The sequence below is a fragment of the Apibacter adventoris genome, from assembly GCF_002964975.1.
In the GTDB taxonomy this organism is placed as follows: domain Bacteria; phylum Bacteroidota; class Bacteroidia; order Flavobacteriales; family Weeksellaceae; genus Apibacter; species Apibacter adventoris.
The window spans coordinates 106,972-122,945 of sequence record NZ_PSZM01000043.1 but is presented as its reverse complement, the minus strand read 5'-3'; the positions used below and the strand labels follow the sequence as shown (position 1 = coordinate 122,945).

Below are 15,974 nucleotides of genomic sequence, written 5' to 3'. Positions count from 1 at the left end.
ATTAAAAAGTATAACTAATAATATTACAAGTATGACAAAAGCGGATATCGTAAACTCGATTTCAGGTAAGCTTGGTTTGGAAAAGACTGAAATACAAAGGGTTGTTGAAGTGTTTATGGATGAAGTTAAGACTGCTATGACTAAAGGGGAAAATGTTTATTTAAGAGGTTTTGGAACATTTTTAATTAAAAAAAGAGCAGCTAAAACAGGGAGAAATATATCTAAAAATACAACAATTAAAATACCTGCACATAACGTTCCTGCTTTTAAACCATCAAAGTCTTTTGTAGAAGGTGTTAAAATAAATGTTAAAGTTGTAAAATAATATAATATATATAATTAAAAAATAAAAATATATGCCAAGCGGAAAAAAAAGAAAACGTCATAAGGTGTCGACGCACAAAAGAAAAAAAAGAAGGAGATTGAATAGACACAAAAAGAAAAATAAATAATTTCTTTCTTAGATTAAAAAAAAAGTTTTAATTTTTTAAATTTAAGCATTCTTTACCAAAAGTTATATTACTACTAAGGGTAAAGAATGTTTTTGTTAATATGGTATTTAGATAGTAATTTTCTGAAAATGAAATGAGTAAAGAATTAGTAATATCTTATGAGGACAATAAAGTAAAAATTGTTATACTGGAGGATGGAAGGATTCAGGAGCTTCATGAAGATGAAATAGGGAATAATTTCACAGTAGGGGATATTATTTTAGGAAAGATCAAGAAATTAGCTCCAAGTCTCAATGCCTGTTTTGTTAATATAGGTTATGAAAAAGATGCTTTTTTGCATTACCATGATCTAGGTCCACAAATTAAATCTTCCTTAAAGTATATAAAAGGAGTTTCTTGTGGAAAAATTAATTCTCCAAGACTAAATAGTTTTTCATTTGAAGAAGACATCGATAAAGATGGAGTTATTCAGGATATTTTATCTCCTAACCAAGAAATTTTGGTACAAATTACTAAAGAACCAATTTCTACTAAAGGACCTAGAATATCATCTGAAATTTCATTAGCAGGTAGATATTTGGTTTTAATTCCTTTTGCATCAAAAACTTCAATTTCTCGAAATATTTCAACAACCGAAGAAAAAGACCGGTTAAGGAAAATAGGAGATCAAATTAGACCCACAGGGTTCGGATTGATAATAAGAACTGTGGCAGAAGGAAAATCTGTAGAAGAATTACAATCGGATCTTCGCTATTTACTAAATAAGTGGAATACCATATGTTTTCGAAATATTAAAAAAGGAAAACCTCCGGTTAAAATATTAGGAGAACTCGATAAAGCTTCTTCTATTTTAAGAGATAATTTTAATGGTGATTTTGTAAGTATCACTTGTGATGATGAAGATTTAGTTCAGGAAATTAAAGATTATTTGCATATTATTGCTCCTGAAAAGTCTAAAATTGTAAAATATTATGATTCACACATTCCTATTTTTGAATATTATAATATAGATAAACAAATTAAGCAACTTTTTGGTAAACATGTAAATATATATCAATCTAAAGGAGCTTATTTAATAATAGAACATACAGAGGCTTTGCATGTTATAGATGTGAATTCAGGAAATATCACAGCCAATCAAAAATCTCAAGAAGATGCTGCTCTTCATGTAAATAAGTTAGCAGCTGCAGAAATAGCACGTCAGTTAAGACTAAGGGACCTAGGGGGAATTATTGTTATAGATTTCATAGATTTAACTTCATCCCAACATAAAAAAGAACTCTATGAGTTTTTTAAAGAGGTGATGAAAAATGATAAAGCTAAACATAAGATATTACCTCCGAGTAAATTTGGATTAGTACAATTAACAAGGCAAAGGGTTAGACCTCAAAAACAAGTAAATACAACAGAAGATAATCCTAACCCAAATGGAAAAATAGAATCTCCAATAGTTTTATTAGATAGAATTCAAGAACATATTTTTAATTTTTTAGCATCACCAAAAGAAAAAAAGATATATCTTCATGTTCATCCTTTTGTAGCCGCATATTTAACTAAAGGATTGAAAAGCATACGAAATATGTGGTTTTTGAAATATAAAAAATGGGTAAAAGTGATTCCTAGGGATAGTTTTAAATACCTTGAATTTCAAATACAAAATGATAAAAAGGAAGTTCTATATATGTTTTCCAATTAAAAAGTAAATAATTTTAATCTATAATTAAAAAATAAATCCTCATATAGATGGTATTTATAAAATAAAAATGATTAAAAATAGACTTACTTAAAATTTTTTATGTAACATTTATTTAATAACTTTTTATGTTTTATTTTCTTTTAAAATAGTGAAATTAATAATTTGTAATTAGTGAATTATTAAATTTTGGAAAGAAAATTTCCTAACCAAACTCCGATTATACCTAAAAATAAGCTAAAGGATATATAAAGGCTTAGTGTAATAAAATTATTATTTTGGAATAACTGATAATTTTCTGAAGAAAAAGTTGAGAAAGTTGTATATCCCCCACAAATTCCGGTAATTAAAAAAACACGAATTTCAGCATTAATAAAATGATAACGTTCAGCCCATCCGGTAAATAGTCCAATTAAAATACACCCGGTAATATTTATAAAAAATGTTGCCAAAGGAAACTCTCCGGAATATTTCTTATTGATATATATAGCAATAAGATAACGTAAAATAGAACCAAGAGCTCCACCCGAACCAACAAAAAGTAAATATTTAATCATATTTGGTTATTTAAAAATTAAATTATATTAATTGAATTAATTTAAAGCAATTTATTAAAAAACAAATAATTTATTAAAATTACGGTTTAATAAATTATTGATAATAAAGTTTTAAATAATCAGTTTATGGGTTAGCAGTTTAAACATAGACGGTTATTTTTTCTATTTTTTTATAAAAGTAAATTACTTTGTATATATTTTTATTATAGTTAAGATATTAGTTTAAATATTAAACTTTGTAAAGTTCTAAAATAAAATAAATTTAATTTATATTTTCATCAAATTCTTTCTTATTATACCAACGGCTGTATTTTATATAATTATTAGCAATTTGTTCAATTTCTCTCTCCTTTAACTTCTGAGATACTTCACCTATTTTTTTAGCAGGGATACCAGCCCATAATTCTCCGTTTCTAACATATTTTCCTTGTGTTACTACTGCTCCTGCTGCAATAATTGCATTATTTTCTATTATAGTATTATCCATAATAATGGCTCCCATTCCAATTAAAACATTATCTTGTATTGTACATCCATGAATAATAGCATTATGACCAATAGAGACATTATTTCCAATTGTTGTGGAAAATTTTTGATAAGTACAATGGATGGTTACATTATCTTGTATATTAACTTTGTTGCCGATGGTTATTTTATTAACATCTCCTCTAATTACAGCATTAAACCATACAGAGCATTTATTGCCAATATTAACATCCCCAATAATTACACAAGTCTCAGACAAAAAACAATCTTCACCTAATATTGGAGTTTTACCTAATAATTTTTTTATTATTGCCATATCAAATAATATTATAAAAATAAATTTTTTGATAACTGCAAGTTATGTATTTTTGACAAATTGTTAGAGTAGCATTATGGAAATAAGAATAGAAAATACCCCTAATAAAAATATAGTAAAATTTGTAGCACCTAGAACATTGGTGGAAGGCAGTTATGAAATATCAAAATTACAACAAGCTGCAAATATACCTTTAGCGCAGGAATTATTACAGTTGCCTTTTGTTACTAATATTTTTATTACAGCTAATTTTATTGCTGTTCAAAAAAATGAAATGGTAGATTGGGATATGGTGGCAGATGAAGTAAAAGATTTGATTGAAGATGAACTATTAGCTAATCCATCTGTTGTATTACAACCTCGCCAATCCCCCATATCTGTATATGTAGAAATGACTCCTAACAATTCAGTTATGAAATTTGTTACTAATAAAATATTAGTAGAAGGAATTATTGAACTTAAAAATGTTGAAGAAGCTAAAGAGGTTCCCTTAGCTCAATATTTATTTAGTTTTCCATATGTAAAAGAAGTATTTATATCAGATAATTTTGTTTCAATAACTAAAACAGAAGATGCAAGTTGGGAAGATATTTCCATGGAAATTCGTTATAATATTTCTGAATATATAAGAGATGAGAAAGAAATCAGTTACATAAAAAATTTTTCAACCCATAAACCAATCAAATCAATCCAAAAAGAATTTTCAGATATTGAAAAGAAAATTCAGAACATTTTAGATGAGTATGTTCTTCCTGCAGTGGCCGGTGATGGTGGAAATATTGATTTAATTGCTTTTGATGAGGAAACTAAAACAGCAAAAATGATTTTACAAGGAGCTTGCAGCGGATGTCCTTCCTCTACAATTACTTTAAAAAACGGAATAGAAGGATTATTAAAGGAAATGCTACCCAATGAAGTAGAGGCAGTAGAAGCAATCAATGGATAAATACATTATTCAGTAAAATTACCTGTAAGTTTTTCGGCAATCAATGTACATACTTCATCCAATTGAATAAAGACTTTTTCAAAGTCTTCAATATCACCATAGAATGGGTCGGATACATATTGTTTAGTAGCCTGAGGTAATTCTGACATAATCAATTTTACCTTTTTCTTATCAGCTTCTTTTCTAGCTTTAAAAAGTATATCACTATAATTTGCATGGTCCATAACATAAATTATATCAAAATTATCAAAATCTGAAGGTTGAAATTGTCTTCCTCTAAGTTGAGATATATTGATATTATGTTTTTTGCAAACTTCTATAGCTCGTTTATCAGGTTTATCGTTAACATGATAGTTAGAAACTCCGGCACTATCGACTAAAAAATTATTAGGAAGTTTGGATCTTAAAATGCCTTCAGCCATAGGGGATCGGCATACATTACCTAAGCAGACCATTAATATTTTCATATATCAGAAGTCAATTTTTTATTTAAATCGTCAACATAAGATTTGAATAATTTATCAGTTTCAAATAAATTATCTACCGTTTTACAAGCATGCAATACAGTAGCATGATCTCTTTTGCCAATTTGATCTCCAATAGAAGAAAGAGAAGCATTGGTGTATTTTTTTGCAAAATACATAGCTAATTGTCTTGCCTGAACTATATCTCTTTTACGAGTTTTAGATTGTAAAGTGTCTAGCGAAAGTTTAAAATAATCACAAATTAATTTCTGAATATAATCAATGGTTATATCTTTTTTGGAATTAGTAATTAGATTTGAGAGTGTTTTTTCTACTAACTCTAGCGTAATTTCTTTTTTATTGAAAGTAGCTTGTGCTATAATAGAATTTAAAGATCCTTCGATTTCCCGAATATTGGTTTTTATATTTTTAGCAATATAATCAAGTACATCTTCAGGTAACTCAATACCGTCAAATTCCATTTTTTGTTGCAAAATGGCTAAACGGGTAGCGTAGTCAGGAGGTTGTATTTCAGTGGAAAGACCCCACTTAAAACGTGAAATTAAACGTTGTTCAACATCTTGTATATCTACAGGTGATTTGTCAGAAGTTAATATAATTTGTTTTCCACTCTGATGCAAATGATTAAATATATGGAAAAATACTTCTTGAGTTCCTTTTTTGCCTGAAATGAAATGAATATCATCTACAATTAATACATCAATCATTTGATAGAAATGGATGAAATCATTTCTATTATTAGATTTAGTAGCTTCTTGGAACTGTTGACAGAACTTTTCCATTGAAACATATAAAACTGTTTTTTCGGGTTGAATTCTTTTTACTTCAAGCCCTATAGCATGAACTAAATGGGTTTTTCCTAAACCTACACTACTATAAATAAATAAAGGATTAAATGAAGTGCCTCCGGGTCTTTTAGCTATTTGTTTTCCGGCGGAACGAGCTAATCTGTTGGAATCTCCTTCAATAAAATTATCAAAAGTATAATTGGAATTAAGTTGGCTGTCAATTTTTAATTTTTGTAAACCTGGAATTATAAAAGGATTTTTAACTCCTCTTTCCATATATAATGGAGCATCTACTTCTTGTACTTTAATTTGTGCTTTTTGAGCACTTGCTATATTAACAGTGTAAGGTGTTTCGGTTTGCTGGCTTTTCTCCATCATAATGGAATATACCAGTTTAGCATCTTTTCCTAGATTTTTGGTTAATGCACTTTTAATTATTTTAATATAGTTCTCTTCCAGATATTCGTAATAAAATTTACTTGGCACCTGAATAGTTAGTACCTTATCTTGTAACTTTATTGCTCGAATAGGATGAAACCATGTAAGGAATGACTTTTCAGAGATGTTATCTCTAATAAAATCCAAACAGGATTTCCATACTAAATTTGCTTTTTCTGGCATCTTAAACTGTAAATATGATTATAGATTTACTTTTACTAAATGTAGTAATTCTTGCACAAAATTGTTAATTATTTTTTGGAAAAAAAAGTTAAATCACTATTGTATTTTTAAATTGTTTTTTGTAAGTATGTAAATATATATTAATCATGATTAAGGTAACAACGAAAGTTAGAGTTAGGTATAGTGAAACAGATCAAATGGGATATGTATATTATGGAAATTATCCCCAATATTTTGAAGTAGGAAGAGTAGAGTTATTTCGTTATATAGGTCTTCCATATAAAGATATAGAAGAATATGGAATTATGCTTCCGGTTGCTAATCTGTCTATAAAATATATAAAACCGGCTAAGTATGATGACGAATTATTAATAACGACTACTGTAAAAAAATTACCTGAAGGAGCAAGAATAGTGTTTGAATATGAAATAAAAAATCAAGAAGATATATTGCTGACTAAAGGAGATACTACATTATATTTTATGGATAAAAACTCAGGTAAAATATTACGTTGTCCAGAACAAATTTTGAATATTATGAAACCTTTTTTTGAATGACAAAATTTTGGGAAAAAAGAGACTCAAATTTTTCAAAAAATAAGTTATTTTTTTTTAAGGGTACTTCAATAAACAAATTACATTTTTCTGAATAATCGAAAGACAGTATTTCTATATTTAATTTTTTTAATAGGGTTAGTACAGAAGATTGATAGTGGTAATTAAAATATAAATGATAGTGTTCTGATACTTCTTTGTTTATTATTTGAGCTTGTTCTATAGTATATTGAGCACTTTCTTTGTATGCCTTTATTAATCCTCCCACACCCAATTTCGTACCTCCAAAATAACGGATAATAATTAATAATATATTTGTAAGGCCAAATGAAAGTAATTGGTTATAAATAGGAAGTCCGGCAGTTCCGGAAGGTTCTCCATCATCATTAACTCTGTAATTTTTTCCTTCAGTTCCTATACGAAAAGCATAACAATAATGTGTGGCCTGAGGGTAGATTTCTTCACTTTGTTTAAGATATTTTTTTACTTCATTTTCATTATTTAAGGGAAATAATAAACCATAAAATTTGCTCCCTTTGATTTTTAAAAGTGCATCAGTTACAGGGATTTCAATTGTTTTATATTCAAAAACAGTAGGCATAGTCACAAAAATAATAAATTGATCTTATTTTTCACGATGAAGAAATATTGCTGAGGTATGTAATAAGATTATCTCCTAAGCTTGTTTGTTGTGTAATTTTTCCATATAGATATGGGGCATCAGTCCCACTTTCAACTATATTTTGAGAGGTAGTAATGACAGCTTCATCCCATAACCCTGAATTAATAAAATCTTGTAATGTTTTTCTTCCTCCTTCAATGATTACAGATTGAATTTTTTCTTTATAAAGTACATTTACTATCTGTTGAATATAATTATTAAAAAAATTGATTTGAATATATTTAAGATTGTTATTTATACTCGTAATTTTTTCATTTAAAATAATAGTTGAAGCCTCCGAATTAAGAATATTATAAGATAGAGGAATGTCTAGATTTTTATCTATTAGTATTCTTTTTGGGTTATTTCCGCTGACATAGCGCGATGTTAATGAGGGATTATCTATTAAAGCAGTTCTTTTTCCAACTAAAATAGATTGTTCCTGAGATCTTATTTGATGTATTTTTTGAAGAGAGTAAGGGTTGGAAATCCAGAAAGGTTTATTTCTATTGGTCCCATTATCAATTTTTTTATTTAAAGTTTCAGCCCATTTTAGGATGATATAAGGTCTTTTTTTTAAATGATAAGTTAAAAATCTTTTATTTAGATTTTTGCATTCTTCTTCAAGGATATTAGTTATAATTTCAATTCCGGCATTTTTTATCATTTCAATACCTTTTCCATTCACATTACTGTCAGGATCCTGCATTCCAACAACTACTTTTTTAAATTGAAGCTCTATAATTTTTAAGGCACAAGGTGGTGTTTTTCCATAATGTGCACATGGTTCTAGAGAAACATATATAGTGCTGTTTTTTATGAGAGACAAGTCTTTTACAGAAGATATTGCATTAATTTCTGCATGCGGTTTCCCCGCTTTATGATGCCAGCCTTCACCAATAATACAATTATTATGTACAATCACAGCTCCTACCAACGGATTAGGATATGTACTTCCTAAGCCATTTTGAGCTAGTTCTATACATCTACGCATGTATTTCTCATCCTGAGATTCCATACTAAGTATAAAAAACTATTTATTCAGTTATATCTTCTTCGGGTTTATTATCAGCATCCGGTGCATTATTACCATTTGTTTGAGTTAAATCGAGATTTATAAGTTTAGAATATGTTTGTTTTAATTCTTCTAATTTAACTTTTTTTGCTTCAATGTTATTTAAAGAGTTTTGAAGAAGAGGGTTGTCTTGCTTTGCATTAGAGAAAAAAGAAAGATTATTTTCCAGTTGTACAATTTCATGTTCTAAATCTTGGATTTGTTTTTTCATCCTCCTTAAATCATCGTCAAGTTTTTTATCATCTTTAGATTGTATATAATTTTCAACTTTAATATTTAGTTGCATTTCATCAATAAGATTTTTATCAATGTTAAGTTGAGAGGTTAATTTATTAATAGTTTGATTAAATTCTTTATTGATATTCATGTTCTCCCTAGGAATTTTACCTATAGAGTTCCATTGTACACAGTAATCATTAATTTTTTGTAAGGCTTCATTTTGATCTAATTCAAAAATTGAAGGCAGTTTAGCAAGAATAGCTTGCTTTTTAGATAAATTTTCTTGCCATTCTTCATTTATTTTATTATTTTTTTGTTTATACCTGTCGAAAAAGTTATTACAGTATTCTCTGAATTCATTCCATAGTTTATCTGAATATTTTCTCGGAACATGACCAATATTTTTCCAGTCATTTTGAATTTTTTTATACAGATTTAGAGCCGCGTCCCAATTTTCACTGTCTTGATTATCCTTCGCTATTTTTAGTAATTCATTTTTCTTTCTCAGATTATCTTGTTGAACTTTTTTTAATTCTTTGTAATACGTATTTTTTTGTGTATTAATTTCATGTAACAATTCCTTGAAGCGGGTCCAGGTTTCTCCGCTATATTCTTTTTGAACCCTACCTATAGAAAAAAACTCTTCTCTTAGTTTTTCTATTTTTTTTATGTTATTTTGCCAAAATGAATGATTAGGATTAGCACTAGAAGATATTTTTTCCAATTCGTCAATAATCTTCTGTTTCTTTTTTAAGTTTAATTCTTGTTCTTCTTTGATTTTTTCGAACAATTCAGATTTACGTGCATGTATCTGCTGAGTTACGTCTTTGAATTCCTGCCAAGTGGGTTCTCTATATTTTTCAGCAACAGGTTCTGCCTGTTCTTTCCATAATTTATGTAGGTATTGAAGTTCATTAAGTGCTTTTTGGATACTAGGCTCGGTTAGTAATTCTTTTGCACGGCTTATAATAGCCTGTCTTTGTTCAAGATTATGAGCATAGTCTAGCTCTTCTAATTCTTTATTTAATTTTATAAATTCATGTGTGTTTTCTAAATGATGGAAATAAGTTTTGAAAACGTCACTTGCTTTTGATTTGGGTATTTTTCCTGCATTATGCCATCTTTCTTTTATATCTCTGAATTCTTTGAAAAAACTTCCAATAGATTCTATCGGAGTGGTGTATAGTTTTTTTAACTCTTCAATAATTTGTAATCTATTTTTCAGATTATTTTGTTCCTTTTGCTCTTGTTCTTGATAGTGAGCCGTGAGTCTGGCTTTATAATCATGATATACAGAATTAAACTGAGTTTTTAAACTAAGATCAGGTTTATAACTTATTTCTTCTCCCCCTTCATCTAAATATTTTTGTTTTCTTTGAGACTCATTATAATCAAATTTTTGATTGAAAGATTCTTTGATATTATTAATGGCTTCTCCTATAAGAAAAACAGGATAATTGTTTTGGATCTTTTTTGCTTTTTCAATGAGTTGTTCTAAATCTAAAGAATCATAGTCTTCTTGTGGGACAACGGTCTCTTCATAGTCTGGATTTTCAATTCTTTTCTCAGAGTTAAGCTCCTCTATTGAAGTGTCATCTTGAAGGTCGTGTGACGTATTTTCAGATTTTATTACCTCTTCTTTTTTTTTATTTCCTTCTGCATTTTGCAGGTTATCCAATTCAGTACTCATAATATTTGGGGATTTATTCAAACAAAAATATGAAAAATATTACAAAATGATCATATATAAGGGATAAAATTATAAATACAAAGAAAATATTTGAAATTTAAAAGAGGGTTTTTGTATAAAAAACAACTGTTTTTATATTAAATATTTTTTTTATTTAAAATTAATTAAGTTAATATATATTTATACTTAAGTTTTGGTTAATTTTATGCAAAAAATATGTTTTTTTGTGTTTTCTATAAATGAATAAGAAACAATACCTTTATGGAAATTTATAATTGTTTTTACAATATGTAGCCCTAAACCATTTCCTGATATTGACGGATCTTTATTATCTCGAATAAAAGGTGTAAAAATATTATCATCTAGTTTATAAATTCCTGTATTGATGAATTCTATATATATATTATCTTTGTGAGCTTTAAGTGAGATGGTTATTTTTTGATCTACACTATATAATGCTGCATTGTTTACTAAATTTATAAAAGCACTTTTTAATAGTATTTTATTTCCATAATAAATAAAGTTTTTTTCATCATTTTCATCACTTTGAATGTCTATGAGTAAGGCAAAATTGTCGTGTAGCTCTTCTGTTTCTTCAGAAACTTCAAATAATAATTCATCGATTCTGAAATAAGTAAAAGGAATAGGAGCTTTCCCTTGTAGTCTGTCAATGAGTAATAAATAATCAACTAACTTAGCCATTTTTTCATTTTCATCATAAAGTAGTTTTATATTTTCTGCCTCTTGTTTTGAATAAGGATTTAATTTTTTTATTAATGAAGACATAATAGCTAATGGAGTTTTAAGCTGATGTGAAGCACTTTGGTTAAAGTTTTTTTGGGATTCGAAAGATTCATTGAGACGATCCAGCATGCGATTGAAATTGATAGCAATCTGGTTTAAATCTCTGCTGACACTTTTAATTTCTAAATGCTGGTATAGGTTTGTATCTGTTACTTTTTGTATCGCCGTGTTTAATTTATCAATTGGCTTAAATATTTGTTTAATATAATAATAAGCTGCAATAAAAACTAAAAATAATGTTAGTATGAGAGGTATAAAAATATATTCTTTTAGATTTTTTAATTTTACTTCTCCAAAACTATCTTTTGCAATTACTATAATTACGTAATCTTTGTTGTTATAATTATATCCTATACCACATACCTGAAATCCGTTTTGTATAAAAAATTCTGTTTTATTATCCTTACGTATTTTTTTTATTAACAAAGGAGTAATATTAAAATTAATATCATTACCATTTTCATATATTAATTTGTTATTTCCATCGAATACATATATTTTTTCATGATTTGTTTTTATAAGTGAACTTTTATCAATTATATGTTTTATAGTTGTATCATCTTCTTTTAATTCAGTTAATAAATCTAATGTAATATGTGCTTTTTGTTCAAGTATGTCAAAAAAAGCTTCTTCACTAAATGTTTTGAATGCTTTATAGGTAAGGGATAGGGATATAGATATAAGAATAGCATATATTAATACAAATAATAAAGAAAGTTGGAGTTTGAAATTCATAAATATTAACTTGCTATATAATAGCCGAAACCTGCTTTTGTTTGAATGATTTTATCTTTAAATTCTTTGTCTATTTTATTTCTTAAAAAGTTTATATAAACCTCAATTGTATTAGGAGTTACTCCATATCTTTCTGCCCATACATTATCTGCTAATTCTTCTTTAGAAGCTACTCTTCCTTGTTTTTTAACTAAATAATAAAAGAGTTCAAACTCTTTTGGAGTTAAATTTATATGGATATTATTTCTTATAACAGATTTTGTACCTAGATCAATTATCACATCTTTGAAATGGATTTTAGTATCTTCAACGGGAAATTGAGAAGATCTACGTAAGAATATTTTTATTTTAGCAATTAATTCTTTAAAATCAATGGGTTTTATCAGATAATCATCGGCTCCATTATCAAAAGCTAACATTTTACTATCTATATCTCCAAATGCTGTAAGCATAATGATGGGAACGTTAGGATTGATAACCCTAAAACTTTTAATTAAATCAAAACCATTGATTTTTGGCAAATTAACATCTAGTAGAACCAGATCAGGTTTTTGGTTTCTAAAACTTATGAGACCTAGTTCTCCATCAAATGCTTGAAAAGGAAAATATCCATTTTTATGTAATTCATCATGTATTACATCAGATAATTTTTTTTCGTCTTCAATTATGAGTATTTTTTTCATTTTAGGATAAACCTATTCACAAAGTTAAAAATATATAAATATTTTATGGGATTAATTTTACGAACCTCTTAATGTGTTTTTACGTTCTTTTCGTTCTTGTAATTTTCTCAATCTTCCGGAATAAAACCAATGACAAAATACAGGGAAAACTAAAAGAGTAAAGAAAGTTGCGGTAACTAATCCTCCTATTATTACAATGGCAAGAGGTCGTTGATTTTCTGATCCGATACCATGTGAAGTAGCTGCCGGCATTAATCCTATAGAGGCCATTAATGCAGTCATAACTACCGGACGAATTCTACTTTTTACCCCTTCTTTTATTGCATCTATTAAATGATGTCCTTCTTTTAATAGTTTATTAAATACCGAAACGAGAATTACTCCATTTTGAACGCAGATACCAAATAAAGCAATCATTCCCACACCAGCCGATATACCGAAATTTGTTCCGGTAATAAATAAAGCCCATATTCCTCCAATTAAAGCAAAAGGGACATTCAATAGCACAATTCCTGCTTCTTTTGCATTTCCAAACATGATAAATAGTAAAAAATATATAATTAATAAACTAATAGGAACAACTTGACCTAAACGATGTGTAGCCCGTACCTGATTTTCAAATTCTCCTGTCCAGCCAAATGAATAACCTTTAGGCAATTTTATATTTTTATTGATTTTTTGCTGAGCTTCTGCAATGGTGCTTCCTAAATCTCTATCACGAACAGAAAACTTTACACCTATAAATCTTTTTAAATCATCTCTGTATACAAATGCGGGTCCGGTATGAGCGCTGATATTTGAAATCTCATTTAAAGGGATTAAAGATCCAGATATAGTGGGTACCATAAGTCTTTTAAAATCCTGTTCATTTTTTCGATAATTTTTATCATAGCGAATACGTACATCAAATTTCTTTTCTCCTTCAAATTTTTCTGTGGCGGTTTTTCCACCAATAGCCATTTCAATTACAGCCTGTGCATCTTTTTTTGTAACGCCATAAAGAGCCATTTTTTGTTCATCTAATTTTATGCTTACTTCTGGCTGACCTATATTTTTTAGTACTCCGGCATCTTTTATGCCCGGAACATCTTTTATCTGATTATAACACGCTTTTGCTAAAGAATCTAGCACATATTGATTAGGACCAAATATTTTTACAGCATTTTCTGCTTTAAATCCGGCAACAGCTTCTGCAACATTATCTGAAACCGGCTGAGAATAATTATAAACAATTCCTTGGTATTCTTTAAGGCTATGGTCCATATCATCTATAAGTTCATCTAATGAAATTTTACGTTTCCATTCAGATTTAGGTTTTAATGTTACTTGAAACTGAGTGAAATTGAATCCGTTAGGATCAGTTCCGTCATTAGATCTCCCAGTATTGGATATAACTTCATTTACCTCCGGAAATTCTAAGAGTTTATTCCTAAGTGCTTCTGTAATTTTCATGGATTCAGAAAGGTTCGTACTCATTGGCATTTCGGCAGTAACCCATAAAGCTCCCTCATTCAATTTAGGTAAAAATTCTGTACCCAACCATCGGGTTGAAAATAAGGTAAGTATTAATATGATAAAAGCAATAGTTATACTCTTTTTTTGGTAATGATAACACCATCTGAATGCAGAAAATATATATTTATTAATTATTCTTACAAGAAAGGTATGTTTTTCTTTGACATTTTTATTTAAAAGAATTGAGGATAATACAGGAACTAATGTAAGAGTAAATATAAGTGCACCTAATAATGCGAATCCTAGTGTCCATGCTAGGGGAGAAAACATTTTTCCTTCAACTTTTTGAAAGGCAAATATGGGCATCAATGCTGTAATAATAATAAGTTTCGAGAAAAAAACGGCTTTGCCAAGTTCTGTACCCGTAGATCTTATTAATCCCAGTTTACTTAATTTATTAAAAGTTTCTATTCCTCTTTTTTTAGCTAAATGATCTAAAGTAACGAATATTCCTTCTACCATAACGACTGCTCCGTCAATGATAATTCCAAAATCTATTGCCCCTAAAGAAATAAGATTAGCACTCATTCCTTTTATTCTAAGACATATAAAAGCAAAAAGTAAGGCTAAAGGAATAACGATTGATACAATGATAGTAGTTCTCCAGTCACCCATAAAAAGAAAAACAATCACAGTTACTAATACTATTCCTTCAACTAAATTATGAGATACGGTATGCATACAATAGTCCATTAGATTATCACGATCATAAACCGTTTTCATTTGAACATCTGCAGGAATTGTTGTTTTTTTTATTTCACTGATTTTTTGTTTTAATGCTTTTAATACTTCAGAAGTGTTCTCTCCTTTACGCATAACAACAATACCCTCTACTACATCATTCTGATTTTCTTTTTTGTTTTGGTATCCAGCCTGTCCAACCCTAGGCATACTGGTTTCTACTACTGAAGCCACATTTTTTACTAATATGGGATTACCGCTTTCACTTTTAATAATAATATTTTTAATATCTTCTTTATTATCTAATAATCCTACTCCTCTAACAACAAATGCCTGATCGTTTTTTTCAATAATATCTCCACCTACATTTAGATTACTTCCATTTACAGCTTCATACACTTCTAAAGGAGATAAATCGTACTTAATAAGTTTGGAGGGATCAACGTGTAATTCATATATTTTATCTTGTCCCCCAAATACATTAATATCAGCAACTCCGGGAACAGAACGTAACTGTCTGTCAAGTACCCAATTTTGTAATGTTAGTAGATCTCGGGTATTTTCAGTTTTACTGGAGAGAACATAACGATATATTTCTCCGGTGGGACCATAAGGAGGTTGCACTTCTGGAGATACCCCTTCCGGGAAGTCAATTGTAGAAAGTTGATTATTTACCTGTTGTCTGGCAAAAAAATCATCTACATTGTCATTAAAAATTATCTTAATTACAGAAAGTCCAAACATACTTACGGAACGAACGCTTGCTTTTTTTTGTACAGAATTCATAGCTACTTCAATAGGAGTTGTAACAAAACGTTCTACTTCTTCTGCACTCCGTCCATTCCATTTTGTGATGATAACTATTTGTGTGTTAGTAACATCGGGGAATGCGTCAATAGGTGTGTTTTTAAAGCATATAATACCTGCTATTATAAGTATGAGTACCCAGAAAAAAGTAAAGAATTTATTTTTTAATGAGAAAGTGAGAATTCCTTTGATGAATTTATTCATAA

Annotated in this window: 14 protein-coding genes; 4 read left to right on the top strand and 10 right to left on the bottom strand. The window is 28.5% G+C overall.

Annotated features, from left to right (window positions below):
• The first annotated feature begins 31 nt into the window (after positions 1-31).
• The gene (locus C4S77_RS09360) at positions 32-325 is read left to right on the top strand and encodes an HU family DNA-binding protein (protein WP_105192376.1); all 294 of its coding nucleotides are present in this window, start codon (positions 32-34) and stop codon (positions 323-325) included.
• A gap of 260 nt (positions 326-585) precedes the next feature.
• Positions 586-2,148 (top strand): Rne/Rng family ribonuclease, encoded by a 1,563-nt coding sequence (locus tag C4S77_RS09355; RefSeq protein ID WP_105247317.1) that lies wholly within the window; start codon positions 586-588, stop codon positions 2,146-2,148.
• Positions 2,149-2,327: 179 nt separating this feature from the next.
• On the opposite strand, the gene crcB is transcribed toward C4S77_RS09355, so the two are convergent.
• Positions 2,328-2,702 (bottom strand): fluoride efflux transporter CrcB, encoded by a 375-nt coding sequence (gene crcB / locus C4S77_RS09350; RefSeq protein WP_105247316.1) that lies wholly within the window; start codon positions 2,700-2,702, stop codon positions 2,328-2,330.
• A gap of 262 nt (positions 2,703-2,964) precedes the next feature.
• The gene (locus tag C4S77_RS09345) at positions 2,965-3,504 is read right to left on the bottom strand and encodes a gamma carbonic anhydrase family protein (RefSeq protein ID WP_105247315.1); all 540 of its coding nucleotides are present in this window, start codon (positions 3,502-3,504) and stop codon (positions 2,965-2,967) included.
• 73 nt (positions 3,505-3,577) lie between these two features.
• Between C4S77_RS09345 and C4S77_RS09340 the strand changes: the two genes are divergently transcribed.
• Positions 3,578-4,450, top strand: a complete 873-nt coding sequence (locus tag C4S77_RS09340; protein ID WP_105247314.1) for a NifU family protein — start codon at positions 3,578-3,580, stop codon at positions 4,448-4,450.
• Between the two features lie 5 nt (positions 4,451-4,455).
• Here C4S77_RS09340 and C4S77_RS09335 read toward each other — a convergent pair whose 3' ends face one another.
• Positions 4,456-4,917, bottom strand: coding sequence for a low molecular weight protein-tyrosine-phosphatase (locus tag C4S77_RS09335; RefSeq protein ID WP_105247313.1), 462 nt, complete (start codon positions 4,915-4,917; stop codon positions 4,456-4,458).
• Positions 4,914-6,344, bottom strand: coding sequence for a chromosomal replication initiator protein DnaA (gene dnaA, locus C4S77_RS09330; protein ID WP_105247312.1), 1,431 nt, complete (start codon positions 6,342-6,344; stop codon positions 4,914-4,916). The genes C4S77_RS09335 and dnaA overlap by 4 nt, the downstream gene beginning before the upstream one ends.
• Positions 6,345-6,490: 146 nt before the next feature.
• On the opposite strand from dnaA, the gene C4S77_RS09325 reads away from it, so the two are divergent.
• Complete coding sequence (locus C4S77_RS09325; protein ID WP_105247311.1) at positions 6,491-6,901, top strand: acyl-CoA thioesterase; 411 nt, start codon at positions 6,491-6,493, stop codon at positions 6,899-6,901.
• On the opposite strand, the gene C4S77_RS09320 is transcribed toward C4S77_RS09325, so the two are convergent.
• From C4S77_RS09320 to C4S77_RS09295, 6 genes are all read right to left on the bottom strand, one after another.
• Positions 6,879-7,499 (bottom strand): YigZ family protein, encoded by a 621-nt coding sequence (locus C4S77_RS09320; protein ID WP_105192388.1) that lies wholly within the window; start codon positions 7,497-7,499, stop codon positions 6,879-6,881. The genes C4S77_RS09325 and C4S77_RS09320 overlap by 23 nt on opposite strands.
• 31 nt (positions 7,500-7,530) lie before the next feature.
• Entirely contained in the window at positions 7,531-8,577 is a 1,047-nt protein-coding gene (ribD, locus tag C4S77_RS09315) for a bifunctional diaminohydroxyphosphoribosylaminopyrimidine deaminase/5-amino-6-(5-phosphoribosylamino)uracil reductase RibD (RefSeq protein WP_105247310.1), read from the bottom strand.
• A gap of 19 nt (positions 8,578-8,596) precedes the next feature.
• A complete protein-coding gene (locus tag C4S77_RS09310; RefSeq protein WP_105247309.1) occupies positions 8,597-10,543 on the bottom strand; it encodes a DUF349 domain-containing protein in 1,947 nt (648 codons plus the stop codon).
• Between the two features lie 186 nt (positions 10,544-10,729).
• Positions 10,730-12,082 carry a HAMP domain-containing sensor histidine kinase gene (locus C4S77_RS09305; protein WP_105247308.1) on the bottom strand — a complete coding sequence of 451 codons (1,353 nt, stop codon included), beginning with the start codon at positions 12,080-12,082 and terminating at the stop codon, positions 10,730-10,732.
• A 5-nt stretch (positions 12,083-12,087) separates the two neighbouring features.
• Positions 12,088-12,765: a response regulator transcription factor gene (locus C4S77_RS09300; protein WP_105247307.1), complete on the bottom strand. Its 678-nt coding sequence runs from the start codon at positions 12,763-12,765 to the stop codon at positions 12,088-12,090.
• A 57-nt stretch (positions 12,766-12,822) separates the two neighbouring features.
• Entirely contained in the window at positions 12,823-15,972 is a 3,150-nt protein-coding gene (locus tag C4S77_RS09295) for an efflux RND transporter permease subunit (RefSeq protein WP_105247306.1), read from the bottom strand.
• Positions 15,973-15,974 lie beyond the last annotated feature (2 nt).